Genomic DNA, 25,032 nt, shown 5'->3' on the forward strand with positions numbered 1-25,032 from the left:
AAGGGTCCCAAGCCTAACAAGCGCCTACCATCGCGTCCATTGAGAGATATTCGGGGCTTTTGCTCAGACTCGAGCTTTATTCACGCTCGAAATAATGTGTATTCGCCTGGCTGCATTTATCCCGGTTGTTGGTTTGCCCATGATCGAATCCATGCCCGGTTCTAAACGCTCCGCGTCCATTGGGCAGCTCGCAATTTCCGGAGGCGCTAGATCCTCCGGCTCTATAACAATGACAAAAAGAGCGATGCCATGCGTACGATAGATGTGTCAGCCCTGATTGACGGGGCACGTTTCAATACCTTCCATGCGCGCGTGCTGTTCTGGTGCGCGCTCATCATTATTTTCGACGGTTATGATCTGGTCATCTATGGGGTCGTGCTGCCCTCATTGATGTCCGAGTGGGGCCTCAGTTCGCTGCAAGCTGGTGCGCTGGGCAGTTGCGCGCTGGTGGGCATGATGCTGGGGGCGTTGTTTTTCGGTTCATTGTCGGATCGTATAGGTCGACGCAAAACCATCATGATGTGTGTCGCGATCTTCAGTGGGGTCACTGCGATCAACGGCCTGGCACAAAGCCCCGAGGCGTTTGCGTTGTGCCGGTTCATCGCCGGTCTTGGGATCGGCGGGGTGATGCCCAATGTTGTGGCGTTGATGAACGAGTACGCGCCGAAGAAATCTCGCAGCACCTTGGTCGCGATCATGTTCAGCGGTTACTCGTTAGGCGGAATGCTTTCGGCGACCCTGGGCATGGTGCTGATCCCGCAATGGGGATGGCAAGCCGTGTTCTATGTAGCGCTGATTCCTCTGTTGGCCTTGCCTTTTTTAATACGTCAATTGCCGGAATCGATGGATTTTCTGCTGCGCACCGGGCAGTCCGTGAAGGCTCAAAATCTATTGGCACAAGCCGAGCCATCTTACGTGCCCACTGCAAATGACCAGTTGAACCAGATGGTCGCCAAAGGCACGACAGTGTCAATTGCACAGCTGTTCTAGGACGGGCGCAAGGTGAACACCTTCATGCTGTGGCTGGCGTTTTTCTGTTGTTTGCTGATGGTTTACGCGCTGAGCTCCTGGCTGCCAAAACTCATGACTGCCGCAGGCTATGGATTGAACTCCAGCCTGGCGTTTCTGCTGGCGCTAAACCTCGGCGCGATTATTGGCGCAGTAGCCGGTGGCTGGCTGGGGGACCGTATTGGTATCGCCAAGGTCTTGTTCGCGTTTTTCAGTTGTGGAGCATTAGCCCTGAGCCTATTGGCGCTCAAAGCGCCGTTGCCGGTACTTTATTTGCTCATTGCCATCGCAGGGGCGTGCACCATTGGCACGCAGATCCTGGCCAATGCCTGCACGGTGCAGTATTACCCCGCGCACATACGGTCCACAGGGCTTGGTTGGGCGATGGGCATCGGCCGCACCGGAGCCATCATCGGCCCTTTGCTGGGCGGCGCACTGCACGCTTCATCGCTGCCGCTGCAGGCGAGCTTTCTCATCTTCGCAGTACCAGGACTGATAGGGGCCATCGCTATTCTGGTCTTTCTCATTCAGAACGCTTCAAGCCGTCAGGCTGCTTCATCCAGTCAAACCGTGTCGCAGTAACGATGGCCGAAACAGGCGAGCCCACGGAGGGGCTCGTCTGGCCAATGGTTGCTCGTGCGCGAGAGTAATATTCACACCCATGATGGTGTGTATGGGAGTTGCGGTATTTATCAATAGCGCTCGGTTGGCGATGATTTGGTTACACCAATAACAATCAGCCTCACGGGTAACTTGCTATGCGTACTTCTCAATCCAAACTGCAAATCGGCATTGTTGGCGGCGGTATTGCCGGCGTGGCCCTGGCCCTGGACCTGTGCCGTCATTCCCACCTGAACGTGCAGTTGTTCGAAGCGGCTCCTGCCTTTGGCGAGGTCGGAGCGGGTGTCTCGTTCGGCGCCAACGCTGTCCGTGCCATCGCGGGCCTGGGTATTGCCGAACCCTACCGCAAGATTGCCGACCAGACCCAGGATCCCTGGCAGGACATCTGGTTCGAATGGCGCCGGGGTGAAGATGCCGGTTATCTGGGCGCCAGCCTGGCTGAAGGGGTAGGGCAGTCTTCTGTTCACCGTGCCGACTTCCTCGACGCCCTTGCCAGCCAGTTGCCCGAAGGGATCGCCCAGTTTGGCAAGCGCGCCCTCAGCGTGGAGCAGGATGCCGAACAGGCTCGTGTACTGTTCACCGATGGCACTGAGCATCGCTGCGACCTGTTGATCGCCGCGGACGGTATCAAGTCTTCAATTCGTGATCATGTTCTCAACGGTCTTGGCCAACCCCTGGTGGCGCCACGTTTCAGTGGTACCTGCGCCTACCGCGGGATGATCGACAGCGAACAGTTGCGTGCGGCGTACCGGGCTCGGGGTGTCGATGAGCACTTGATCGATGTCCCGCAGATGTACCTGGGGCTTGATGCACATATCCTTACATTCCCGGTCAAACAAGGCCGCCTCATCAACGTAGTGGCCTTTATTTCCGATCGCAGTCGCCCTGATCCAACCTGGCCAAGCGATGCTCCGTGGGTACGCAATGCCAGCCAGGAAGAAATGCTCTCTGCCTTCAATCATTGGGGAGACGCTGCTCGGGTGCTGCTCGAATGCATTCCGGCACCCACTCTTTGGGCGCTGCATGAGCTCGATGAGTTGCCAGGCTACGTGCACGGCCGCGTGGGGCTGATCGGCGATGCCGCGCACGCCATGTTGCCGCACCAGGGCGCTGGCGCGGGCCAGGGGTTGGAAGACGCCTGGCTCCTGGCGCGACTGCTGGCCGATCCGCAGGTTCTGGACAGCCAGCCACAAGCGGTGCTTGCGGCTTACGACGCCATCCGTCGTCCACGTGCCTGCCGTGTGCAGCGTACTTCCTGGGAAGCCGGGGAGCTGTATGAAATGCGTGATCCAGCTGTAGCCGGTGACGAAAAACTGCTGGGCAAGACCCTCGCAGAGCGGTTCGACTGGTTGTGGAATCACGATATGCAGTCCGACCTTCAAGAGGCTCGCGCCCAGTTGGGTTGGCGCGCACTCGCCTAATGATTTGAACCGACAAGCACGAAGGGAGCATCCAGCGGCTCTCTTCGTTCGGCAATACCAATAAGATCAGGTGAGTCAAGATGACAGTAAAAATTTCTCAACTGCCGCAATTGCAGCAATTCTTCCGAGAAGCCTCGGGACTGGACAACAGCGAAGGCGATCCACGCCGCAAGCAGATCGTTTTACGTTTGCTGCAGGAAGTCGCCCGAGTGATCGAGGATTTGCAGATCAGTGACGATGAATTCTGGGGTGCGGTGGACTACGTCAACCGTTTGGGTGCCAGAAACGAAGCAGGTCTGCTGGTCGCCGGACTCGGTATCGAACATTTCCTTGATTTGCTGGCGGATGCCAGAGACGCCGAAGCGGGCCGGACCGGCGGCACGCCACGGACGATTGAAGGCCCGCTGTATGTAGCAGGGGCTCCGCTGAGCGAGTACCAGACTCGCATGGACGACGGGAGCGAGGACGGTATCGCAACGGTGATGTTCCTGGAGGGACGCGTAACCGACTTGAACGGTCAGCCAATCGCCGGAGCCACCGTGGACTTGTGGCAAGCCAATACCCAAGGCAACTACTCATACTTCGACAAGAGCCAGTCGGAATACAACTTGCGTCGCCGGATTCTCACGGACGCCAATGGTTGCTATCGGGCTCGCAGCATCGTGCCTTCAGGGTACGGTTGCGATCCAACCGGCCCTACTCAGGAATGCCTCGATCAGTTGGGCCGTCACGGGCAGCGACCAGCGCATATCCACTTCTTCATTTCTGCCCCGGGGCATGAACATCTGACCACGCAGATCAACCTGTCGAATGACAAGTACCTGTGGGACGACTTCGCCTACGCGACACGCGATGGACTGATTGGCGAAGTCAGTTTCGTCGATGACGAGGCACGGGCCGCATCCATGGGCGTGGCAGGGCGCTTTGCCGAGATGACGTTCAATTTCAGCCTGCGTCCGGCCGCGAGCGAAGAAGCAACCCATCGCAGCCAACGCCCGCGAGCGTTGCAGTCTGCCTGACAAACCGATGTTTTCTCGGCTTTGACGAACCACTTCAAGGAGACAACGATGTCCCGGACCGATGCACAATCGCTGAACATCCGCGCCGCAGTGCTGCGCACCTCCGGAGCCCCATTACAGATTGAGGATGCCCTGCTCGAGGCTCCTCGACCTACCGAAGTGCGCGTCCGTGTGGTCGCCACAGGCGTCTGCCACACGGACATGGTGGTGCGAGACCAGCTGTTTCCTACACCACTGCCGATCATCCTCGGCCATGAAGGTGCGGGTGTCGTGGATGCGGTCGGTTCTGCAGTCACCACGGTACAACCGGGCGATCACGTGGTGATGACGTACATGTCATGCGGCCTTTGCCTGCCTTGCGAAACGGGCCACCCGGCCCACTGTACGCACATGCACCCGCTGAACTTCGGTGGCGGCCGACTCGATGGCAGTACCTCTGCTTGCGCTTGTGGCAACGACCACGCCATCCATGACCATTTCTTCGGCCAATCCTCATTTTCCACTTACACGATCGCCAATGAGCGCAACGTGGTCAAAGTCGCCAAGCAGGCGCCTCTGGAACTGTTGGGGCCTCTGGGTTGCGGCATCCAGACTGGCGCGGGATCGGTTCTCAATGCACTCAAGGTTGAGGCCGGATCAAGCTTCGCCGCCTTTGGCGCGGGCGCGGTCGGCCTGGCTGCGGTAATGGCTGCAAAGGTCGCAGGCGCTACGACCATCATTGCTGTGGACGTCACACCGAGTCGGCTGGAACTGGCGCGCGAACTGGGGGCCACCCATGTCATCAACAGCCGCGAAGAAGAACCGGTTCAACGTATTCAGGCTATCACCCAGGGTGGGGTCAACTACAGCCTTGAGTGCTCCGGTCGTTCCGAGGTTCTACGCCAGGCGATCGACGCACTCACCACGCTTGGCACCTGTGGCATCGTTGGCGCAACCAAAGTCGGCACCGAGGTGGCCTTCAATATCAATGACGTGATGATTCCCGGCAAACGGATCATGGGCATCGTCCAGGGCGATGTCGTTGCCAATGCCTTTATTCCGAAGCTGGTTGATCTCTATCTGCAGGGCCGATTCCCCTTCGACAAGATTTGCAAGTTTTACGAGTTCGAAGAGGTTAACCAGGCGATGGCCGATAGCGAGCGCGGTGTCACCATCAAACCGATTCTTCGCATGCCAGCCCCTGCTTCGGTCTGACTATTTCGATTCCAAAGGAACCCGCAATGACCGTTCAACTCGTAATAGACAATCAAAAACTCGACGCCTCCAATGGCAAGACCTTCCAGCGTGTCGATCCGCTCAGCGCCTCAACCGTGAGCGTAGGTGCAGCCTGCAGCGTCGAGGACGCCATCCGTGCCGCCGAATCTTCCCAGCGCGCTTTTCGGACGTGGTCCAGAACCGGCCCTACCGAGCGCCGGCGCATTCTGCTGGCGGCTGCCGATGCCCTGGAATCGAAAATGGCCCAGTTCTGCTCGGTCATGGCCGAAGAGATCGGCGCTTCGCAACTGTGGGCACAATTCAACGTGGGCGCATCGGCCAACCTGCTGCGTGAAGCCGCGGCCCTGACCACACAAATCAAAGGCGAAACCATTCCTACCGACAAGCCAGGCGCACTGTCGATGACGTTGCGCCAACCGGTGGGCGCGGTACTGAGCATCGTGCCCTGGAATGGTCCGGTCATCCTTGGCGCACGCGCTATTGCCTACCCACTGGCGTGTGGCAACACGGTGATTTTCAAGGGTTCGGAAAGCAGCCCACGAACGCACGCGTTGCTGGCCGAAGCGTTTTACGATGCCGGTCTGCCGGCGGGGGTGTTGAACTTTCTAATCAGCGCTCCCGAGGACGCCTCTGCCGTGACTGAAGCGTTGGTAGCGCATGACGTTGTGCGTCGAGTGAATTTCACCGGCTCAACCAAGGTCGGCCGCATGATTGCCCAGACCTGTGCCAGTCATCTCAAACGCTGCCTCCTGGAGCTGGGTGGCAAAGCCCCTTTCATCGTTCTGGATGACGCGGATATCGACGGGGCAGTCAACGCCGCCGTTTTCGGAGCATTCCTTTATCAGGGACAAATCTGCATGTCGACCGAGCGTTTCGTGGTCGATGAAGCGGTTGCCGACCAATTCGTTTCCCGTTTCGCAGAACGTGTACGGTCGCTGGAAACGGGCGTGCCATCTACGACTCCAAGCTGCGTGATTGGCCCGATGATCGGCCAAGGCTCGGTCCAACGGATCAACCATTTACTCGACGACGCCATTGGCAAGGGTGCTGACATCGTGGCTGGCGGCATGGCGGAAAATGCCTTGATGGGCCCTACACTGGTCGATCGGGTGACCCGTGAGATGTCGATCTACGACGAAGAGACCTTTGGCCCGGTGACAACGATCGTCCGGGTGAAAGGCGCCGAGCAGGCGCTGCAGGTGGCCAACGACACCGCCTACGGTCTTTCGTCCTCAATATTCAGTCGCGATGTCACACGGGCATTGGAGTTGGCCGGCCGACTGGATGCCGGCTGCGTGCACATCAATGGCGCCACCGTGCAAAACGAACCGCAGGCTCCGTACGGTGGAATGAAGAAGAGCGGTTACGGCCGCTTCGATGGCAGTGCCGTCATCGAGGAGTTTACCGAGGTCAAGTGGGTCACGGTTGAACCCTCCAACCAGCCTTATCCATTCTAGGTTTGAAACCGGCGCGTAACGCGCCGGTTTTTTCTGTGGGTCACACACGCAACAGATGACTAGGGTCCTCAGTCAAGCAGGTCGGCGATGGATTCGGCAGCCAGTTGATAGGAGCGGCAGCGCGCGTCGGGGTCGTAAATTCTTGCATCGATTATGACCTCGTCCGCCTCGGTGGTCGCGATGAACTGGCGCAGCCAACTTCCAACATCATCTTTGTCGCCTACTGCAGTGCAAGACATGGCTTGAGCCAGATTGTGGCGATCCACGTCGGCAAGCCTTTCCATGAAACCCTCTTGCGGGCGCGGCAGCGCACCTGCTTTGCCCGCGTACAAATTGGCTACCCAATGGCGGTGCGAACTCGCCAGGTAATCGGCTTCGGCGCGCGACGGGGCCGCGAAGACATTGGCGCCAGCGATGACATAGGGGCGGTCCAGCAAGGCCGACGGCCGGAACGAAGTGCGGTAGTGCGTGATGGCTTGCATCAGGAATCGAGGCGCGAAATGTGAAGCGAATGCGTAAGGAAGCCCCATTGTTGCCGCGAGATCAGCGCTATTGAGGCTCGAACCCAGCAGCCATAGCGGCACGTCATGCGTCTCGGGTATTGCACGAACCAGCTGGTTTCCGTTGTCCGCCAGGTAGTCCGTCAATTGCTCGATGTCTTGCGCGAAGTCGCGCTCGGAGGCGTCACCGCGCATGGCGCGAATAGCCAGTCCTGCTGATCCGGGCGCCCGGCCAATGCCTAAATCGATACGGCCTGGAAACAAGGTATCCAGTGTCCCGAACTGCTCCGCCACGATCAGAGGGGAGTGGTTGGGCAGCATGATTCCACCAGAACCGACTCGCAGGGTGCGGGTGGCCGCAGCGAGATGCTGGATGAGCACGGTGGTCGCCGAAGAGGCAATCCCCGGCAGGTCGTGGTGCTCGGCGATCCAGTAGCGTTTGTAGCCATGGGCTTCCACGTGTCGCGCCAGGGAGACGGCGTCATCCAGCGTGTTGGCAAAGGTTTTGCCTTCGCCGATCATCATGAGGTCAAGCACAGAAAGGGCTGTCATTGCATGTTCCGTTTTTGAGTTGAGTTCTGTGACGCGGCCATCCGCTACTTCAGCGGGAAATTCGACCAGGACGGATGACGTTCCAGGCGTTGATCGATTTCCCGTAGCGTTGCCAGGCAGCGCTGGAGCTTGAGGTAAATGTCCCCCCCGTAATCCCAGCCGAGCACGCCAAGGCTGCCGGTATAACCGATGCGATTCAGCGCGGCGATCAAGGCGAAGTTGTCCATCTCACCGCGGTCGACCGGCTCCATGGTTGCCACGCCGCCCCAGCCCAGCTGCGAAAGTGCACTGCCAGAGGTCACCACTTGCATCAGCCAGGGTTTCATCGCGCCAAGACGCTTTTCCAGTTCGCCTTCCTGGCTGGCGTACCAGTGATAGCCATTGAACGAGGCCCCCAGGCGTGGGTGAGCGAAGAGCTCGCAAATCTGCACGACTTGCTCGGTGGTCTGGGTGACATGATGAAGATGCGGGTACAAGGCGATCCGTAGTCCGCGCCGTTCGGCAATGGGCAGCAGCGACTCGATGAACCGCAGAATGGCTTGGGCGCCATTGACGGAGGTCTGTATCGCCAGTTCGATCAGCTCTACACCCTCGACGGTTTCGACGATGCGCCTTATCAGGGCGTCGTTGCGCCCCTCATGAAGCACCAGGTAAAGGCCCTCGATGTACAGGCCATGGTTTTCCCGGACGCTGGGCAGCAGGCTAAGGTCAGTCAGTGGTGTGCCACCCCAGGCAGCTACAGTAATGCCGTCGTAGCCGATCTCGGCCAACATTTCACACTGTGTCTGAAAGGCGTATACGCCCATCGACGAGTAGAAGAAGGAATCGAGTGCATGAATGCGATGAGCCATGATGATCTCCTGGCTCAATGAGGCGAATCGGTCAGGACAGACCACTCAGGGTGGGCAGCCAACCGTTGTTCCATGGACCGGAAGGCGGTGACCGAGCGGCGCAGGTTGCCGTAGACATCGCCGCCCATGCTTTCCCAACCGAGCACGCCAAACCGTCCGTCAAAGCCACGCCGTTCGAGCGCGCCCAACAACACGAAGTTGTCCATTTCCCCCTCATCGAGCGGTTCGATGGTCGCCAGGCCGCCCCAGCCGAGCGGGGAGCGCCGAGTGCCGGCAATGTTCACCTGTTTCAGCCAAGGCCACATCGCATCAAGGCGCTGCTCCAGGGCCTGCTCTTCAGTCGCGTACCAGTGATAGCCGTTGAACACGATGTTGAGGCGCGGATGGTTGAACTCCCTGCAAAGGGCCACTGCCTCGGTGGTCGTCTGCATACCGTAGCGGGCGTGCGGGTACAGGCTGATCTCAAGGCCTCGGCGCTCGCAGATCGGCAGCAGGCGCTCGAGCATCTGGCGGTCAAAGTTCGTGACTTCGTCGCCGGAATGCAGGGCCAGTTCGATGGTGGTGCAGCCTTCGATGGTCTCGAACAGGTTGGTCACAAAGGATTCCAGGCCCCTGCGATAGATCAGGTAGACCGCACCGACGTCCAGGCCCCAGGTGGGTTTGACCTGAGGGATCGACTTCAGGTCCTTGCTCCAGGCAGACATCGTCAGCCCCTGATAGCCGAGTTCGGCGAGCATCTCGCACTGCGCCGCCAGGGGATAGGTCCCCAGGGCCGTCTGGAAAATGAAATCCATATGATGCAAAGGACGATTCATGAGTGGGTCTGCACTGTCAGTGGGTTGGCGGGTAAGGACGCACTTGGAAAGTGCGGCAAGAGGTATTCGCCCAGTTCGTCGATGACTTCCGAGGCGTGGCGTCGCTGAGGTTTGAAGTGCAGGGCAACGTGACCGACGCCCTGATCCTGTTGACGTTTCCAGTGTTCGATCAGCGCGTTCCGCCCGGCACGCAGCACGCGCCCAGCCTGCAGAGGATGGTTTGGATCTCGGTCGAGGTCGAACAGAGTGCCGTAGCCATAGGGCTTGTAGACGTTGTCGCCACAGGCTGCACGCCACCGTTCGATGATCTGGGGAATCAGGACAGGATTGGAAATGTAGGAAAGGATGCCGTCACTGTTCTCACCAACCCACTCCAGCGACTGACCCGCCTGGCCAACGATAATGGTTGGCATACGTGAGCCCACTGGTTTGGGAACGAGGTCAATCTCACCATTCAACTGGCCATAAAATCGCGAAGGGTGCACGGCCCAGTGTGTTTCCGAGGCGGCGCGAATGATTGCCAACGCGTCACGGAAACGCTCGGCGCGGTTACTGAAGTCGAGTCCGAAGGCGGGGTATTCCACGGGCCGATCGCCTGTGGCCAGGCCCAGAATGAATCGTCCCCCAAGCAACTGATCGATGCTCGCGGCCTGCTTGGCCACGATCAACGGATCGCGCAGGGGCAGGACAATGCCGGCAGTACCGATGGCTATCTGCGTGGTCACGGCGGCGAGGAAGCCAGCATAGACCAGCGGATCAAGGATCTGACCCACGTCACCGAAGTTCGGATCGTAAAAGGGCACGTCCCGTAGCCAGATGGCGGAAAACCCCGCTTCGTCAACCTTTTGAGCTAATCGCGCGTGATCCTGCAGGGTCGGGCCCGGACTATCGGGATAGCTTTCCAGCGGCGCAATAAAACCGAAGGTCAAATGGCCTGGTTGGAAAACGCGCGCGAAGCCGGGGTGTTGCCTGAGCTCTGGCGCAAGTCCATAGGGGCAAGGCATCGAAGTCATTCGAGGTCTCTCGTCTAGTCGGATGAAGGTAACTTCGCGGTGCGATAGAGCGGGGAGAAGTCACAATGGCGGTGACTATAAGTTGTATGATTGGAAAGAAAAACAGGATGAAATTCCGATCATTTACGAATAAAAGGCTCAAATAGACTGAGGTGGCCATGGATCATTTTGGAGCGCTCAACGCGTTCGTTCATGCAGCGCAAACGCGCAGCTTTACCGAAGCCGGACGCAGGACCGGGGTGTCTTCATCGGCCGTTGGCAAGGCGGTTGCCCGGCTGGAGGAAGAGCTGGGAGTCAGGCTGTTTCACCGCTCCACGCGCGCCATCACCCTGACGTCCGAGGGCAGCCTGTTCCTGGAACGTTGCCATCGAATTTTTGCCGAGTACGAGGTTGCCAAGCGCGAGCTCACCCAGGCGGCCGGTAAACCCCAGGGGAAGTTGCGCCTCGGTTTGCCACAGCTGGGGATGAGGTTGATGCCGCACTTGATTGCGTTTCAGCAGGCCTATCCCGAAGTGGAGTTGGAGCTGGAGTTCAGTGATCGGTTGGTCAACGTCATCGAGGAGGGTTTTGATGCCGTGATGCGTATCGGTGAGGTTGAAGACTCGCGGCTAATGATGCGCAAGCTCAACGGCTACAGTCATCGCCTGGTGGCGTCGCCAGACTATCTGGCACTACGGGGCGTGCCTTCACGGCCATCGGAACTATCCGGCCATGCCTGCCTGCGTTACCGATTCCCCACCAGCGGTAAACTCGACGCCTGGCCCTTGGTGGTCAAAAAGGGGCAGGCCAGTGTTGAACCGGGACAGTCGGCGACTGCCAACGCGATTGAACCGTTGCTGGCGATGGCTGAGGCGGGTCAGGGGATCGCTTGCCTGCCTGATTTTTTTGTCGAGGACGCCATCGCTGACGGACGATTGGTGCCGGTGCTGGATCGCTACGTTCGCGACCACCGCACCTTTGCCATTCTCTGGCCAGCCAGTCGCCAGCCATTGCCCAAGATAAAGGCCTTCGTCAGCTTCATGACATCGCGGCTGACTTGATTCCCTGCGGTTGAGCCAAACGCAAACTGCCGACGCGCTGGGGGCAGGGCGTCGGCAGATGTTGAGCCAGCAGTCACTTACGCTTTGCTGGAGGCTTTTGTCGCCATGGCGCCATCCCCCAGCAACGCGACGACCAGTGCTGTCGCCGCCAGGTAGACAGGATATTCCCAGCCGCCATTAGCGTTGGTGAAGCTCCAGCCATTGCCGAAATGGACGGTCGCGGCCACGAACAGTTGAACCACCGCCAGAGCGGCCACCCAGCGTGCGTAGACACCTAGCACCAGCATCAAACCGCCGATGACTTCAAAGGCCATGACCGGGTACGCCAGGAAGCCGGGGAAACCAATGGATTCAAAAAAACCTGCGGTGCCTGCGGGGGTGAACACAACCACTTTGGTCAGGCCGTGAGCAATGAACATGATGCCGAGGGCCAGGCGCATAACGAGTGCGGCGTACGGCGCGGTGCGTGAATCGATCATGGTGCAGTTCCTTTGTTTACCTGGAGAGTGACAGCGTGTGGGTCAGCCATAACGAGAAATCCGCCAGTTCTTCAGCGACGATCTCGTGGGCCATGTCGTAGAGGTGCGTTTCGTGGACGACGCCGATTCGATCCAGCCGGGCGTCCGCTTCTTTTGCCCAAGCCACTGGCAGGATGTTGTCCTGATGACCATGGGCGATGAACGCGCGGACGGAGTTGAGCCGGTCGGTGGAAGCGATTCGAGGATCAAGTTCACGCAGCATTCGGCCGCTCAAAATGGCGAAACCGGCAATCAGCTCGGGCTCGGTAACGCCAAGGCTTGCACTCATGATGCCGCCCTGGCTGAAGCCGGCGATCACGGTCGGCAGCTTGGGCAGCGCTTCGATGAAACGCTGCAGCAGGTGCCGGCTGGACTCAGCTTGCTCCTGATTGAACGAAGGGCCGTTGCTGGTGAAGTTCACCTGATACCAGGCGTAGCCTTGTGGGCCAACCTGCAGTGGACCGCGCAGCAGAATCACTTCCAGTTCTTCGGGCAGTGATGCGGCCAATGAGGCGAGATTCGCTTCGTTTGAACCGACACCATGCAGTAAAAGCAGGCGGCCCTTGGGCGCCGAAGTGCTGCACCCTTTGCGGAAAAACAGGCCCGTTTGCGGCTCGCGGGCCGCTTCAGAAAATGTCATGTCACCCATGGTCTGTTACGCCTTGACTGAGTTGAATGGATTCAGATCCATCCTTGTGCTTGGAGGAAAACAGGTAGCTGTCCATCGCCAGAACCCCGTAGCTCACGCCGCCTTCCAGGACACGCGTTTCATAGTGTTCGCCGGCCGCGCCAAGGGCGATGAGCAACGGTAGAAAATGCTCGTCAGTCGGGTGGGCACGTTTGGCAGAAGGTGCGTGCTGCATATAGTTCAGAAGTAAATCGGTGTTCCCTGCCTGCAGGTTTTTGGCTGTCCAGGCAGCAAACGCTTTGACGTAGTCAGCCCCATGGCTGGCCGCCCCCCGAAACTCATACAAGTTATGGGTCAGGCTTCCCGAAGCCACGATCAACACGTTCATATCGCGCAGTGGCGTGAGGGCTTTGCCCAATTTCCAGGCCTGGTAGGTGTCGAGGCCGGCAGGCATCGATACCTGAACGACGGGTATGTCGGCTTCAGGGGCCAGATACAGCAAAGGCACCCAGGCGCCGTGGTCCAGACCTCGACGGGCGTCAAGCCGGGACTTCCATCCCGCATTTTGCAGCAGACCCACGATATGAGCGGCGAGGGCCGGAGCGCCCGGTGCCGGGTAGCGCAACTGGTACAAAGCGTCTGGAAATCCCCCGAAATCGTGAATGGTTTCGGGGGCGGTGCTCGCCGTAACGCTGATTTCGCCGCGGGTCATCCAGTGCGGGGAGAGGATGACGATGGCTTCAGGTCGCGGCAGTTCGCGACCGACTTCAGCGAGACGTTGACCCGCCAGTCCAGGCTCGATTGCAAACATCGGAGCACCATGGGACACAAACAACAGGGGGAACGACGTGTTCAAAGTGAATGCTCCTCACTGGTTTGATGTGCGTTTCGTGGGCTCAGTTTATAGATTGAGCTGGTGAGATAAATAAGGCCAAATGTGACTAACCGTTCCACTTATCGAGACAATGATGGACAGAGCGTTGGAGATGCAGGTCTTCTGCACCGTGGTCGACAAAGGCAGCTTTGTCGGAGCGGCCGAACCCCTGGGAATGTCGAAGGCGGCCATTTCGCGCTACGTGAGCGGCCTTGAAGAGCGCCTGGGTGCGCGGCTTCTGCAGCGCACGACCCGAAGGCTTTCGTTGACGGAGGAGGGGCGACAGTTTTACCACCAGGCGCGTGAAGTCCTGGCGCTCATGGATCAGGCCGAAGAGGCCGTATCGTCCACCGCTCCGGAACCCAGTGGCGTTTTGAGGGTGAATGCACCGGTCAGTTTCGGTGTGCAGCACCTGGCGCCGCTATGGGGTGACTTCATGAAGGCCTACCCCAACATCGAGTTGGACATCAGTTTGAACGACCGACTGGTGGATCTGGTGGAGGAGGGCTTCGATGCCGCTGTACGTATTGCTCGCATGGAAAGCTCTTCACTGATAGGGCGCAGACTGGCGGGCACGCGGATGTGCCTGTGTGCTTCACCCGATTATCTGGCAAGCCACCCCCAAGTGCGCACCTTGGCTGACCTGGCAGAGCACGGAGTGCTTGCATATACCAACTTCGCCAGCGGCAATGACTGGCAGTTCATGGGCCCTGAGGGCAGTGAAAGTGTGCGCACCCGTTCGATTGTTCGCTGCAACAATGGCGATACCTGTCGCAGTATCGCCCTGGCGGGGGGCGGCATTGCCTTGCAACCCAGCTTCATGGTGGCCGAGGATTTACGGACGGGGGACCTGGTTGAGATCCTGCCTGAGTACCAATCCGTCGAACTGGGTATCTACGTGGTCTATCCCACCCGCAAGCACTTGGCGACCAAGGTCCGGGTGCTGATCAATTTTCTCGCTGAGCGATTTGCCCATCCTCAATGGGAGCAGTAGAGAGGATTTCTCCGGACAGGCACTGACTCAGCACTGATCCAGAAAGCCGCGCAGGTCGATCGCGAACTTTTCCGGGTTCTTCAATGCCAGGAAGTGGTCGCCCTGTTCGGGCTTTGTGTACACATGCAGTGCAGATTCCGCGATGACCGAATGCATCCAGCGTTGGCTGTCCAGCCAGTCGCTGTACTCGCCGGTGAAAATGGCGGTTGGAACATCAATCTTCGTCTGGATGACATCCCGCCAATCGTTGGTGACGTGATCGAACAGCACGCGCGCCATAAACGCCATGTCGTCCTCTACAACGGCCTGAGCCAGGCTGATTGCGTTGTGAAACCAGGGTGAGTCCAGGGCCATGGCCCGTTCCAGCACCCGAGTCGCGCTGATCAGTTGGTTGGTGGGCGCCCCCCTGGCGTAGGACGCAATCATAAGCTCTGGCGAGGTGGTGAACGCCCCGGCTTGCAGTCGCTCCTGTTCGGTCCAGTCCGCATGACAATAAACCGAGGGTGCCTGGTCAATGATGCTCAGCGTGCGCATGCCTTGTGTACCGAACAGGTCGATATAGGCCCACAGGATCGACGCGCCCATCGACCAACCGCAGTAATTGGCCTGGGACACGCCCAGGTGTTCTGCAAACTGTTTCACGTCCATGGCATATCGGGAAATCCGGTTGCCAAAGGCCACCTTTTCCGAGAGCCCCTGGTTTCTGACATCCAGCACGTACACGTGATAATGCTGGCTGAGGATGTGTATGAAATGGAAATACAACGCGCCGTTGGCTGACCAGCCCGGGATGAAAATCAACGGCGTGCCCGTACCTGCTTCCCAATAGGCGAGGTTGACCCCGTCGCTGGTGACAAAGCTGTTGAGCTTCAGGCCTTCAAAGTCAGAAACCCGAACCGGTTGACCAGGGATTTCATGGGGGAAGTGAAAGTCTTCGCCGAGCAACGAGAGCAGCGATTGATTGTTCAGTGGGTATTTCACAGTGCAATCCCATCCAGTTGAAGAAATGGCTCAGTTGGTTCAGGGCGCATGGGTGCGACTCTCATCCATACCGGCGTTTACGTACAGGTTTACGGCGATGCAGATTGCCAGGACCAACGCTGAAAACAGCATCGCGTTAGATAACCCGGCAGAAAAAACGGCTTTATCCGCATGGGCAATCATCGTGCCGAAGAAAGCAACACCTATCACGCCACCCAATTGCCGGGCAGAGGCCATAAGACCGGAGGCGATGCCCGCGTCATGCTGTGTGACCGAGGACAGCATCGAGTTGGTAATGAACGGTACGGACATGGCGCTGCCAATTCCCACCAGCATCAACGCACCATTGAGCAACCAGAGCGAACTATTGGAAGTGGTTTGCAAGAGCGCGATGAATCCGACGATCTGAACCGTGAAACCCGCCGTGATAATACGAGTGGCACTGAACCGCCGGGCGAACTTTGATGAGAGCATCGTTGAAAGGATCTGCCCTGGAATATCGACGTGCTTATCGACCCGAGGGGAGGCGGGGGCGTAACGCAGGATCAGCCCGACAGCCAACAGGCCGATCGGAATATTCAGCAGAAATACGCTTCGCCAACCGAAGTACTCGATCATCAGTCCACCGATCACGGGGCCGGCGGCCAAGGCGATGCCCCCACAGGCGCCCCAGAGCGCAACAGCAGCGCGACGTGCATCGGGGTCATGAAATGACACACGAATCAGGGTAAGTGATGTAGGTATCAGAAAAGCCGCGCCGATCCCCTGCACGATACGCATGGTGATTAGCGTGCTCATGCTGGCGGCGAGACCACAGCCAATGGAGGAGAGCGTAAAGAGAGCGAAGCCGGCTGCAAACACGGCTTTTGCCCCCCATTTGTCGCCCCATGCCCCACCCAGGATAAGCAAGGCAGAAAAAGGCAGCGCGTAGCTGTTTATGACCCACTGCAGGCCTGTGAGGTCGGTGCCGAACGCGCTCTTGAGGGCGCCCAGGCCGACGTTAACGACGCTGACGTCAAGTTGAACGACAAGAAACCCCAAGCAGGCGGCGGTCAAAATCGCGCGTAACGAAGCGGGTGAGATGGATTCAGCGGTCACTGGTTTACGGTCCAGGCAAGTTGTGGTCGCGAGTCGATCAGCAACGGCCAGCGAAGCCAGGTAGTGCCTGACTATCGCTGGCAGCACTGCTTACACGAACTGCAAAACGTCGTTGACAGCTTTACGAGGCTTTTGCGGCCAGTTGGCCGAGCCAGGGTAGCCAACGGTGATCAACATCACCGGGATCTCCTCTGCGGCCAAACCGAACGCTTGCGCCACCGCCGACGGGTCGAACCCGATCATGGGTGTCGAAACAAGGCCTTGCCCTTTGGCGGCGAGCATCAGGGTCATGGCGGCCAGTGAGCCTGAACGAATCGCCTCGTCGCGTTGCAACTGCGGGTTTTGCTGGTACATGCCTTGGGCGGCGCCCAGCCACATGTCGTAGATCGCCTGGTCAATGATGCCGGCATCCAGTGTCGGCTTCAGGGCAGAAGGCAGGGATTCATGGGGATTGAGGGTGCCACAGACAATAAAGGTCACGGCGGCATCCATGACTTTCTGTTGGCCGTAGGCCAGTGGCAGCAACCGCGCCTTTGCTTCGCTGCTGCGAACGGCCAGGAACTTCCAGTTTTGCAGGTTGAAGGCGGAGGGAGCGTGCGTAGCCAGATCGATCAGGTCGGTAACCTGTTGATCCGTCAACTCACGTTCAGTGTCGTAACTGTTAGCGGAAATTCGGGACTTAATAACTTCAGTAATACTAGACATGGTGATCTCTGTGCGGGAAAGGGGAAGCGCGCAGAACCGGTGTTGTGGTTGGCCTGCGCAATCAATGAACTTAGCGACTGAAGCCGTCGAAAGGGGTCATGTAGACCGCGTCGAACGGGTCCAGGCGTTTGCGGACTTCTACATCCGGGGTGCCGTAGACCACCAGACTGGTAACGGTGCACAGCTCGAGGAAACGTTTGCCGAACGGTGCGAAGGTGGTGTCTACGTGACTGACGATGGCATCGGCGTCATAGCGTTCAAGGATGTGAACGGTGCTGTTGTCCTCGTTGACGCTGTATTCGTAAACCAGCGTGCCGGGCTCGGTGCGCGTGGCTGCCACGATGTTCGAGATCAGCGCCTTGAACTCTCCAAACGCCTCGGGTTTTACAGCGAGGGAGAACAAGCAGGAGATATATGGGTGCATGAGTAGCCCTCACGTCAGAGGCTTCCTGAAAAGCCGGTAGAGGATGCATCGCTGGCAAAGCCGATGCATTCGATACTGATGGGGTCAGGACTTCTCGGGTGCATCCCCGAACAGCTTGCCGGCGCCAGCCCAATCCGAAGCCGCCACCTCCTCGAAAATGACGTAGATGTAATTGGCATCCGTACCGGTGTGTTTAACGATACTTTCGGTGATGTCGGCGGCAACAGCGGCTTTTTGCGCATGTTCTTTACCTTCGAACCAGCTCACACGTACGACGGGCATGATGATGTCCTTTTTGGGCATTGATGATCGGGAGGAGGTGCGCGACGTGCGATCACAATCTGCACCGTTGCATTGCGGGAGCCCATCTTACTGTTGAGTCTTCTGGCGATAAACGACCTAAAACTATAATCTGGGTAGATCAAAACTCTACAATTGGCGAATCGGCATGGTACCTATCGAATCGTTTCAAGGCGTCATCACCTTCGTCGTGGCGGCGCGTTCGATCAGCTTCACCCAGGCTGCCGAGCGCCTCGGGGTGTCAAAATCCGCCGTCGGAAAAGCCATTGCGCGCCTGGAAGAACGCTTGGGCACACAGTTGTTTCATCGCACGACGCGGCGCATTTCCCTGACCGCGGATGGTGAGGCGTATTTCGTGGCGTGTTCTACCGCCCTTGAAGAAATTGGGGCCGCAGAGAGCGGGTTGGGTCCCGGTGGTGGTGAGCCCTCCGGACGCTTGCGAGTCGACATTCCAGTGGCATTCGGGCGTCGGGTCGTGGCCCCATTGTTGTTCGAGATCGCCAACAAGTACCCGGCTTTGCAACTGAACCTGACGTTCTCCGACCACTTGGTTGATCCCTTCGAGGAGGGCATCGATTTGCTGGTTCGCTTTGGAGAACTGCAAGACACTAGCGGTCTGGTGGCGCGGCGGCTTACCCGACAACGCTGGGCCATTTGTGCCGCCCCTGACTATCTGACGCGCTTTGGCGTCCCACAGACTCTGGAAGACCTGAGCCAGCACCGTTGCATTGTCGGGCATCGACGCGGCCAGCCGCTGTCGTGGCGGGTCATGCAGGTGGGGCAGACCGTACGTTACGCACCACCCTCTACCCATCAGATTGGCGACGGGGAAGCCATGATTCTCGCGGCGGTCGCCGGCGCCGGTCTGTGCCAGATGCCACGCAGCCTGTTCCAGGACGATATCCAGGCGGGCAGGCTGGTGGAGGTTCTGCAAGTGTATGAACCCGAAGCTGTCGATGTGCATGCCGTGTGGCCAAAGGTGTCTCATCTGCGGCCGAAAGTCAGGTATGTGGTCGATGAGTTGGTCAAGCTATGTGCGCATTGGCATTGATCAAGACTGACAAGTTGAGGTGCAGAGCGCCGGGCGTTCGTATTGTAGGCCTCACTCAGGCTGCTCGATCACCTTCGCGCCGGTGATTTGGTGACAGTGACGCGGGTAGACAGGCTCGCGCGCAACACCCGCGGGCTGCCATGCCACACGCGGATGATCAACAGGGGCGGCGTCGCAAGGATCATGCAGTGAGTGTGTAAGGATTCCATGTACATGATTTAACTTATGGGCGTGAACGAGCCCCATGAAAGACAGGACACCGTTTCCCCCTTACGATAAGGGATAGGCAAACGGTTATGTTTATGACTAACAGCAATGATAAGAGTGGGGAGCTTTTGGGCCAGGAGCGGCGGCGCCGCTGGAGCCCAGAGCAAAAACTGGCCATGGTTCGCGAGAGTCTTGAGCCAGGGCAAAGCGTTTCGGTGGTGGCTCGGCGCAACGGCATCAATGCCAACCAGCTGTTCCAGTGGCGCAAGCTTTACCAGGACGGCAGCCTGTCGGCGGTCAGTGCTGGCGAAGCCGTGGTGCCTGCCTCCGAGCTGAGCGATGCGCTCAAGCAGATCCGTGAACTGCAACGGATGCTGGGCAAGAAAACGATGGAAGCAGAAATCCTCAAAGAGGCCGTGGAGATCGCCCGGTCGCGAAAATGGATTGCGCACTCACCCTTGTTGCCGGGGGACGACCAGTGAAGCTGGTCAGCGAATGTCTCGGTGTGGCGCGCTCGCAACTAACGGTTCGAATCAAACAATCGGCATCGCCCAAAATACGGCGAAGCAGACCTGTGGATGACGCTGATCTGGTGGTTGAAATCCAGCAACAGGTCAGCGAACTGCCCAGCTATGGCTACCGTCGTGTCTGGGGATTACTGCGTCGGGAACGTGAAACCCAGTCGCTGCCGGCGATCAACGTGAAGCGGGTTTACCGGGTCATGCGTGATCACAACTTGCTGCTGGAGCGTCGACTCAAACAGCCCGGCGTGCCGCGGCGGCACGAAGGCCGTATTGCGGTGCAAACCAGCGATACACGTTGGTGCTCGGACGGCTTTGAGTTCCGCTGCGAGGACGGCGCCAAACTGAGCGTGACCTTTGCCTTGGACTGCTGTGACCGCGAGGCCATCGGCTGGGTCGCGAGCCCGACCGGGTACAGCGGCGATGATATCCGCGACTTAATGCTGGAAAGCGTGGAGAAGCGCTTCGGTGATCAACTGCCCGCCACGCCGGTGCAATGGCTAAGCGACAACGGCTCGGCCTACACCGCCGAACAGACGCGCCTGTTTGCACGGCAGATCGGCTTGCAACCGGTGACCACGCCAGTGCGCAGCCCGCAGAGCAACGGTATGGCCGAGAGCTTCGTGAAGACGATCAAGCGTGACTACGTGGCGCACATGCCCAAGCCGGATCGAGAAACCGCGCTGCGTAACCTGGCCATTGCCTTCGAACACTACAACGAGCAGCATCCGCACAGCGCCTTGAACTATCGCTCACCGAGGGAGTTCAGGCGATTGGCGGCAGCATCAATTTAACAGGGAGTTGGTGTCCGGTTTTGTAGGGGCAAGTCCAGGGCGATGACCGATGTTCATAAGCGGCTGTAACCCTGGATTTTGAGACCCGTTAACCAGAAACCAGGTTAGAGTGTTCATCTATGTCTGCTCATAAGGGCCCTCCACTCGATTCGCGTAGTCGCGCCAAGCGGTTCCAGCGAACGAACCGGGCAAAAAAAAACCGTATATCAATCGTTGTTTGAAGAATGAATCGTCCGCTGTTTGTTTCTCTAGATGGGCCCAAGGGAACCGGCAAAACCACACTGTTGGAGGCCGTTACGAAAGTACTGAGGGCAGACAACAAAAAGGTGATCCGACTTTGCGAGAGTAAAAGCGATCCCTATAGGGGTGAAACAATGGCCCTCGTTAACAAACTCGTCAGAAATCCCACACGGGATTTGGAGTTGAGGGTTTGTGAGCGCCTTGCTGAAAGCCGTACCTGGATTTCCCGGCACGTGCTGGCTAAGCAGCCACCAGGCAGCATCATCTTGATCGATCGCTGGTACCCGTCTGATGCCGCGTTCCGCCGGATAGTCCCGTTTGCAGAGATTCTACAGTTGAACATTGATCGAAACGTCCGAGTGCCAGACCTGCATGTCGGGGTTGTCACCGCTCCTGATATTTCATGGGCGAGGGCAGCCGCACGACGGCGTGGGCTGAGCAGTACTGTGATCCATAAGCTGGAAGAACATGTCGCTTGTACCAAGGCGTTCGAGCGAGCGATTGCAGATCACGGCTGGGCTTTATGCCGTAATGAAGGAACGATCGAAGACGCAACGATGCAGGTGATTTCTGAGATCTATAGAGTCCTTCGATGCCAGTAGGTGAAGTTCGTTGCGCCGGTCTTGATGTCGATTGCTTGAGATGTATACCAAGAGGAAAGCCCACGCTAGGGAAACGGACAGGGCCCATGCGCAGCTATAGAGCAATACGTGATTTAACATAATATACATTATGCGAACCGTCCTATACGGGCCTGAGGGGCTCTGGTTCCGAGCGACACCGGAAATTCCGAACAGCAATGTCATTTCGGCTACGAGTTGTCACTCTCGGATGCGGTACTCCCTGCATCCTCAGACATGTAGGTACGTGAGAGGCTCAAATGTGGCCTTAACGATCTAACCGCGGCAAGTGCCTCTATCGGGCGCTACTACCAGATAATGGAGGCAGCCGCTGGCGACACCTATGACCGGCGGGCCGATGGCCAATCAATTGCCATCGGTGCCGAGTTGAGGGTCAATCTCAACGAAATTCCGACGCAAGTAACTTTCCATGGCGATGTCCTCAATCGCCCACTCACCATGCCCAAGGTTCCCAACCAGGTCGCGGCGTTGCAGGCGCTTCAATGCAGTCTGAACGGTCGCGGCGCTGGGTACATTGCCACCGGGCATCTCGCTGCCGATCCACTCTCGGCCCTCGGCAGAGAATACCGAGATGCCCCTCACAAGCCCGACAAGGACAGTGAAATCCAGAGGAGACATCTCCAAGATCAGATTCTCGAAGTTGCCTTCGTCCGTCATTGTGCCCCAAGCACGATGGTCTGCATCTCGCACGCTAAGTCCCTCTGTGAGGCACAGCAGGAACACGTCGCGAATGTACTTTGGCATGTACCCCCGGGCAGCAAAACGCTCGAAAGCAGAATTGACGTCCCACTCCCTTCCGGTGATTTCCAGGAACCGCTGGCCCAGATGCTGCACAAACTCCAAGCCAAGGTTAGGAAATTGGATCTCGTGACTGAACTGGTAGAACGGTGCTTTGGTGCGGCGAAACATGCGATGTAAACCGTCCTGAGAGGACCCGGTGAACACAGCAAACACCTCACCGTGCGCCTGCTGAAGTAACGAACGGAGCGTAGCGGTCAGATCCTCGAATTCCTTCTTGCTCGCCAGGTGCTGCACCTCGTCGATGATCAGCAGCGCCTTTCCATTACCGAGTATCCGGAACCGCTCAAACAGCTCGATCAAATTCAAACCTCCCTCCTTCGCCAACTCGGCCTTCACTGTCACGCCGTCGGCACCGGCACCTGCCTCCACGGACTGGACGAGAGACCCCGGTCGCATAAGCTTCAGCCAGTTGCGTCGCAAGAACCCGGCACCGTGAATGGCTTCATACAACGCACCAGCAATCACCCGCTCAGGGTGCGCCTTGTCAAACCACAGGTCTGCCGTGGCAACGATAAAGCCGTGCGCCTTGGCAATCGGTATCAGGTCGTTAATGAGGAAAGTGGTTTTGCCCTTGCGCCGAGGTGCGAATATAGTCGCAGCATTCTGCAGACGCGACTCGAACGTGGCCAGGATTCCTTCGGCAAGGTGGGTGCGAGGGAAGAGCAGCGTGTCCTTGGTTTCTGGGGTCATTATGGGTCTTTATGCCGGAATTCATAAATTAGGAATATACGCATAATTGCGCATAATTGCTAAAAATGGAAGCGATGACGACGTCCACTTCGCCCATTTGTCAGCGATAAATAAAGGTTGTCCCACCCTGTTCTTGATGATCCAGCCCTGATCGTTCCACTCAAGCTGGCATATGAATAATTAAGTAGTACAACAAAAACAGTTTCAGCATTACCGCAACATCCCCCGACCACATTACCCTGGATCATCTCCCATGCATGAAGCAGCCCACCAGATCATCGACCTCTACGAGCGCCACGCTCAAGCATGGGATCGACTTCGCTCGCGGCGCCTGGTCGAGCAATCATGGCTGGATCGTTTTCGTCAGGCCATGCCTGTTGCCGATGGTCATGTCCTCGATATCGGCTGTGGTTGCGCCGACCCCATGGCCGGTTACTTGATCGACGCGGGACATACTGTGTGTGGGATTGATTCGTCCATGGCGATGATCAGCTTGTGTCAGCAACGTTATCCGCAGCACGATTGGCGTGTTGCCGATATGCGCCAGTTGTCGCTTGATCAGCGTTACGCTGGCATTTTGGCGTGGGACAGTTTCTTTCACCTGACGCCTGAGGATCAGCGTCGGATGTTCCCGATTTTCCAGGCCCATGCCCAACCTGGTGCTGCATTGATGTTTACCAGTGGAACGGCCCATGGCATTGCGTTGGGCACCTTCGAGGGTGAAACGCTGTATCACGCCAGCCTGGACCACGATGAATATGCCACGTTGCTCAAATTCCATGGTTTCAGTGTCGTTGAGCAAACAACGGAGGATCCGGATTGTGGTGGACACACGATTTGGCTGGCTGTTTTCGGATAGAAACGTCACGCTGCCCTGCGCACTTATATAGATAATTCTTATAGCTCAACTAAACGGCTATTTAGTTGAGCTATCAAACCGAGCACAAAAATGGCAGTCCCAATCCCCTGCCTTCTCTACGGCGATTGCTACGCGCTGCTTTGAAAGGCCTGAGATGCTCAAGGTACGGTTGGTATCGCAGGATGTATTTCGTGACCTTCGACTGATGGAGCTAATACGCCAGATTGAAACTGTTGAAATGATGGTTTCTGCCAACTGCTTTACACGAAAGACGCCTGAGTGACCATTCTGAGTTACTGAAGACTTCGACCTTTATCGAACCCCTCCCGAATCCATAGGTCTGCTCCTGTATGAATCTTGGGAATAAATCCAATGTCCGCGCAACACACCCTTGTCGTGCTCGCTCGAGGCGGATATGCCGCTCGTGGCGTTCTTTATCTGATCATAGGTATCTTTGCTCTGCTAGCGGCGCAAGACGCTACAAAACCCAAGGACAGTCACAAGAGCCTGGAGGCGTTGTTAAGCCAGCCATTCGGTTATGTCCTGGTTGGGCTAGTCGTGGCGGGACTACTCGCCTTCGCAGGGTGGCGAATCTTGCAAGCAATTCGCGACGTCGATCATCACGGTACGAAACTCAAGGGGTTGGTGATTCGTGCAGGTTTGTTCGCGGGAGGTTTGGTCAACGGCGCTCTAGCGTTTTTTGCATTGGGCCTACTCATTAGCGGTATCAGGAGCTCCGGCATTTCCGGAGGTGGGGACACAAAGGATTTGCTTGCACATCTTTTGTCTTGGGATCACTCAAACGTGTTGGTCTACCTCATGGCGCTCGTCCCATTAGGCGTTGGTGTTGCACACATCATCAAGGGATGGAAGGCGTCGTTCGAGAAGTATTTTGAGGCTGATGAGGACGTGATTCGCTACGTACGTCCGGTGGCACGTTTCGGGCTCATAGCCCGAGGAGTGGTGTTTATCGAGATAGCGCTGCTGCTGGCGATCAGCGGCTCCCGTTATCATGCAGTTGATCCACCGGGCATGAAGGAGGCCCTTGATGCTCTCCAAAATCTACCAGTTGGAGGTTTGATTTTGATCGTGATGGCTTTGGGGCTGATCGCCTTTTCGGCTTACAGCTTTTCCGAAGCCGCTTGGCGCAAAATAAACATGGATGTGCCTGGGTTACCGAGATCATAGTCGCGT

General features: G+C 57.8%; 24 protein-coding genes and 2 pseudogenes. 13 read left to right on the forward strand and 13 right to left on the reverse strand.

Going from position 1 to position 25,032, the window contains the following annotated elements; genetic code table 11:
• Positions 1 to 249 precede the first annotated feature (249 nt).
• From ACA058_RS15340 to ACA058_RS15360, 5 genes and pseudogenes are all read left to right on the forward strand, one after another.
• A pseudogene (locus ACA058_RS15340) lies at positions 250 to 1,590 on the forward strand (MFS transporter).
• Between the two features lie 176 nt (positions 1,591 to 1,766).
• Positions 1,767 to 3,050, forward strand: coding sequence for a salicylate 1-monooxygenase (gene salA / locus ACA058_RS15345; protein WP_497639815.1), 1,284 nt, complete (start codon positions 1,767 to 1,769; stop codon positions 3,048 to 3,050).
• An 80-nt stretch (positions 3,051 to 3,130) separates the two neighbouring features.
• Positions 3,131 to 4,069: a catechol 1,2-dioxygenase gene (gene catA / locus ACA058_RS15350; RefSeq protein WP_497639816.1), complete on the forward strand. Its 939-nt coding sequence runs from the start codon at positions 3,131 to 3,133 to the stop codon at positions 4,067 to 4,069.
• A 48-nt stretch (positions 4,070 to 4,117) separates the two neighbouring features.
• Complete coding sequence (locus ACA058_RS15355) at positions 4,118 to 5,263, forward strand: NAD(P)-dependent alcohol dehydrogenase (RefSeq protein ID WP_497639817.1); 1,146 nt, start codon at positions 4,118 to 4,120, stop codon at positions 5,261 to 5,263.
• Positions 5,264 to 5,289: 26 nt separating this feature from the next.
• A complete protein-coding gene (locus ACA058_RS15360; protein ID WP_497639818.1) occupies positions 5,290 to 6,741 on the forward strand; it encodes an aldehyde dehydrogenase in 1,452 nt (483 codons plus the stop codon).
• 68 nt (positions 6,742 to 6,809) lie between these two features.
• Here ACA058_RS15360 and ACA058_RS15365 read toward each other — a convergent pair whose 3' ends face one another.
• From ACA058_RS15365 to ACA058_RS15380, 4 genes are read right to left on the reverse strand one after another with little or no spacing between them, the layout of a single operon-like run.
• Complete coding sequence (locus tag ACA058_RS15365) at positions 6,810 to 7,793, reverse strand: LLM class flavin-dependent oxidoreductase (protein WP_497639819.1); 984 nt, start codon at positions 7,791 to 7,793, stop codon at positions 6,810 to 6,812.
• 44 nt (positions 7,794 to 7,837) lie between these two features.
• The gene (locus tag ACA058_RS15370; protein ID WP_497639820.1) at positions 7,838 to 8,644 is read right to left on the reverse strand and encodes a sugar phosphate isomerase/epimerase family protein; all 807 of its coding nucleotides are present in this window, start codon (positions 8,642 to 8,644) and stop codon (positions 7,838 to 7,840) included.
• 14 nt (positions 8,645 to 8,658) lie between these two features.
• Positions 8,659 to 9,459, reverse strand: a complete 801-nt coding sequence (locus ACA058_RS15375) for a sugar phosphate isomerase/epimerase family protein (protein ID WP_497639821.1) — start codon at positions 9,457 to 9,459, stop codon at positions 8,659 to 8,661.
• A complete protein-coding gene (locus ACA058_RS15380; RefSeq protein WP_497639822.1) occupies positions 9,456 to 10,472 on the reverse strand; it encodes an LLM class oxidoreductase in 1,017 nt (338 codons plus the stop codon). The genes ACA058_RS15375 and ACA058_RS15380 overlap by 4 nt, the downstream gene beginning before the upstream one ends.
• Positions 10,473 to 10,630: 158 nt before the next feature.
• On the opposite strand from ACA058_RS15380, the gene ACA058_RS15385 reads away from it, so the two are divergent.
• Positions 10,631 to 11,512, forward strand: a complete 882-nt coding sequence (locus ACA058_RS15385; RefSeq protein WP_497639823.1) for a LysR family transcriptional regulator — start codon at positions 10,631 to 10,633, stop codon at positions 11,510 to 11,512.
• 77 nt (positions 11,513 to 11,589) lie between these two features.
• Here the strand turns inward: ACA058_RS15385 and ACA058_RS15390 are convergent, their stop codons facing one another.
• From ACA058_RS15390 to ACA058_RS15400, 3 genes are read right to left on the reverse strand one after another with little or no spacing between them, the layout of a single operon-like run.
• A complete protein-coding gene (locus ACA058_RS15390) occupies positions 11,590 to 11,991 on the reverse strand; it encodes a DoxX family protein (RefSeq protein WP_497639824.1) in 402 nt (133 codons plus the stop codon).
• Positions 11,992 to 12,007: 16 nt separating this feature from the next.
• On the reverse strand, positions 12,008 to 12,679 hold the full coding sequence (locus ACA058_RS15395) for an alpha/beta hydrolase (protein ID WP_497639825.1): 672 nt from the start codon (positions 12,677 to 12,679) through the stop codon (positions 12,008 to 12,010).
• Positions 12,672 to 13,514: a DODA-type extradiol aromatic ring-opening family dioxygenase gene (locus ACA058_RS15400; RefSeq protein WP_497639826.1), complete on the reverse strand. Its 843-nt coding sequence runs from the start codon at positions 13,512 to 13,514 to the stop codon at positions 12,672 to 12,674. Before ACA058_RS15400 ends, ACA058_RS15395 begins: the two co-directional genes overlap by 8 nt.
• A gap of 112 nt (positions 13,515 to 13,626) precedes the next feature.
• On the opposite strand from ACA058_RS15400, the gene ACA058_RS15405 reads away from it, so the two are divergent.
• On the forward strand, positions 13,627 to 14,526 hold the full coding sequence (locus ACA058_RS15405; protein WP_497639827.1) for a LysR family transcriptional regulator: 900 nt from the start codon (positions 13,627 to 13,629) through the stop codon (positions 14,524 to 14,526).
• A gap of 27 nt (positions 14,527 to 14,553) precedes the next feature.
• Here ACA058_RS15405 and ACA058_RS15410 read toward each other — a convergent pair whose 3' ends face one another.
• The 5 genes from ACA058_RS15410 to ACA058_RS15430 form a co-directional block, all read right to left on the reverse strand.
• Entirely contained in the window at positions 14,554 to 15,507 is a 954-nt protein-coding gene (locus tag ACA058_RS15410) for an alpha/beta fold hydrolase (protein ID WP_497639828.1), read from the reverse strand.
• A gap of 39 nt (positions 15,508 to 15,546) precedes the next feature.
• A complete protein-coding gene (locus ACA058_RS15415; RefSeq protein WP_497639829.1) occupies positions 15,547 to 16,605 on the reverse strand; it encodes an MFS transporter in 1,059 nt (352 codons plus the stop codon).
• A 90-nt stretch (positions 16,606 to 16,695) separates the two neighbouring features.
• The gene (locus ACA058_RS15420) at positions 16,696 to 17,310 is read right to left on the reverse strand and encodes a nitroreductase family protein (protein ID WP_497639830.1); all 615 of its coding nucleotides are present in this window, start codon (positions 17,308 to 17,310) and stop codon (positions 16,696 to 16,698) included.
• 70 nt (positions 17,311 to 17,380) lie between these two features.
• Positions 17,381 to 17,734, reverse strand: coding sequence for a putative quinol monooxygenase (locus ACA058_RS15425; RefSeq protein ID WP_497639831.1), 354 nt, complete (start codon positions 17,732 to 17,734; stop codon positions 17,381 to 17,383).
• An 84-nt stretch (positions 17,735 to 17,818) separates the two neighbouring features.
• The gene (locus ACA058_RS15430; RefSeq protein WP_497639832.1) at positions 17,819 to 18,016 is read right to left on the reverse strand and encodes a tautomerase family protein; all 198 of its coding nucleotides are present in this window, start codon (positions 18,014 to 18,016) and stop codon (positions 17,819 to 17,821) included.
• 166 nt (positions 18,017 to 18,182) lie between these two features.
• Between ACA058_RS15430 and ACA058_RS15435 the strand changes: the two genes are divergently transcribed.
• The 3 genes from ACA058_RS15435 (at position 18,183) to ACA058_RS15445 (ending at position 21,449) form a co-directional block, all read left to right on the forward strand.
• Positions 18,183 to 19,085 carry a LysR family transcriptional regulator gene (locus tag ACA058_RS15435; RefSeq protein ID WP_497639833.1) on the forward strand — a complete coding sequence of 301 codons (903 nt, stop codon included), beginning with the start codon at positions 18,183 to 18,185 and terminating at the stop codon, positions 19,083 to 19,085.
• 302 nt (positions 19,086 to 19,387) lie between these two features.
• Positions 19,388 to 20,607 (forward strand): IS3 family transposase gene (locus ACA058_RS15440; RefSeq protein ID WP_497635861.1). Its coding sequence is split into 2 segments (ribosomal slippage): positions 19,388 to 19,733 and positions 19,733 to 20,607, totalling 1,221 coding nucleotides; the frame shifts between segments, so codons are not numbered across the junction.
• Positions 20,608 to 20,831: 224 nt separating this feature from the next.
• Positions 20,832 to 21,449, forward strand: a complete 618-nt coding sequence (locus ACA058_RS15445) for a dTMP kinase (protein WP_497639834.1) — start codon at positions 20,832 to 20,834, stop codon at positions 21,447 to 21,449.
• A 384-nt stretch (positions 21,450 to 21,833) separates the two neighbouring features.
• Here ACA058_RS15445 and ACA058_RS15450 read toward each other — a convergent pair whose 3' ends face one another.
• Positions 21,834 to 22,979, reverse strand: coding sequence for an ATP-binding protein (locus tag ACA058_RS15450; protein WP_497639835.1), 1,146 nt, complete (start codon positions 22,977 to 22,979; stop codon positions 21,834 to 21,836).
• 253 nt (positions 22,980 to 23,232) lie between these two features.
• On the opposite strand from ACA058_RS15450, the gene ACA058_RS15455 reads away from it, so the two are divergent.
• The 3 genes and pseudogenes from ACA058_RS15455 (at position 23,233) to ACA058_RS15465 (ending at position 25,026) form a co-directional block, all read left to right on the forward strand.
• Positions 23,233 to 23,838, forward strand: a complete 606-nt coding sequence (locus ACA058_RS15455) for a class I SAM-dependent DNA methyltransferase (RefSeq protein ID WP_497639836.1) — start codon at positions 23,233 to 23,235, stop codon at positions 23,836 to 23,838.
• A gap of 142 nt (positions 23,839 to 23,980) precedes the next feature.
• Positions 23,981 to 24,106: pseudogene (locus ACA058_RS15460) on the forward strand (chromosome partitioning protein); the annotation flags it as partial.
• Between the two features lie 104 nt (positions 24,107 to 24,210).
• Positions 24,211 to 25,026, forward strand: coding sequence for a DUF1206 domain-containing protein (locus tag ACA058_RS15465; protein WP_497639837.1), 816 nt, complete (start codon positions 24,211 to 24,213; stop codon positions 25,024 to 25,026).
• Positions 25,027 to 25,032: the final 6 nt, after the last annotated feature.

It is taken from the genome of Pseudomonas sp. LBUM1649, assembly GCF_059716155.1.

Coding starts and splice junctions, on each gene's coding strand:
- ACA058_RS15420 (WP_497639830.1), bottom strand. CDS start 17,310: ATGTCTAGTATTACTGAAGTTATTAAGTCCCGAATTTCCGCTAACAGT.
- ACA058_RS15380 (WP_497639822.1), bottom strand. CDS start 10,472: ATGACTTCGATGCCTTGCCCCTATGGACTTGCGCCAGAGCTCAGGCAA.
- ACA058_RS15360 (WP_497639818.1), top strand. CDS start 5,290: ATGACCGTTCAACTCGTAATAGACAATCAAAAACTCGACGCCTCCAAT.
- ACA058_RS15435 (WP_497639833.1), top strand. CDS start 18,183: ATGGTACCTATCGAATCGTTTCAAGGCGTCATCACCTTCGTCGTGGCG.
- ACA058_RS15445 (WP_497639834.1), top strand. CDS start 20,832: ATGAATCGTCCGCTGTTTGTTTCTCTAGATGGGCCCAAGGGAACCGGC.
- salA (WP_497639815.1), top strand. CDS start 1,767: ATGCGTACTTCTCAATCCAAACTGCAAATCGGCATTGTTGGCGGCGGT.
- ACA058_RS15425 (WP_497639831.1), bottom strand. CDS start 17,734: ATGCACCCATATATCTCCTGCTTGTTCTCCCTCGCTGTAAAACCCGAG.
- ACA058_RS15365 (WP_497639819.1), bottom strand. CDS start 7,793: ATGACAGCCCTTTCTGTGCTTGACCTCATGATGATCGGCGAAGGCAAA.
- ACA058_RS15430 (WP_497639832.1), bottom strand. CDS start 18,016: ATGCCCGTCGTACGTGTGAGCTGGTTCGAAGGTAAAGAACATGCGCAA.
- ACA058_RS15405 (WP_497639827.1), top strand. CDS start 13,627: ATGGACAGAGCGTTGGAGATGCAGGTCTTCTGCACCGTGGTCGACAAA.
- ACA058_RS15465 (WP_497639837.1), top strand. CDS start 24,211: ATGTCCGCGCAACACACCCTTGTCGTGCTCGCTCGAGGCGGATATGCC.
- ACA058_RS15375 (WP_497639821.1), bottom strand. CDS start 9,459: ATGAATCGTCCTTTGCATCATATGGATTTCATTTTCCAGACGGCCCTG.
- ACA058_RS15385 (WP_497639823.1), top strand. CDS start 10,631: ATGGATCATTTTGGAGCGCTCAACGCGTTCGTTCATGCAGCGCAAACG.
- catA (WP_497639816.1), top strand. CDS start 3,131: ATGACAGTAAAAATTTCTCAACTGCCGCAATTGCAGCAATTCTTCCGA.
- ACA058_RS15455 (WP_497639836.1), top strand. CDS start 23,233: ATGCATGAAGCAGCCCACCAGATCATCGACCTCTACGAGCGCCACGCT.
- ACA058_RS15370 (WP_497639820.1), bottom strand. CDS start 8,644: ATGGCTCATCGCATTCATGCACTCGATTCCTTCTTCTACTCGTCGATG.
- ACA058_RS15395 (WP_497639825.1), bottom strand. CDS start 12,679: ATGGGTGACATGACATTTTCTGAAGCGGCCCGCGAGCCGCAAACGGGC.
- ACA058_RS15355 (WP_497639817.1), top strand. CDS start 4,118: ATGTCCCGGACCGATGCACAATCGCTGAACATCCGCGCCGCAGTGCTG.
- ACA058_RS15450 (WP_497639835.1), bottom strand. CDS start 22,979: ATGACCCCAGAAACCAAGGACACGCTGCTCTTCCCTCGCACCCACCTT.
- ACA058_RS15390 (WP_497639824.1), bottom strand. CDS start 11,991: ATGATCGATTCACGCACCGCGCCGTACGCCGCACTCGTTATGCGCCTG.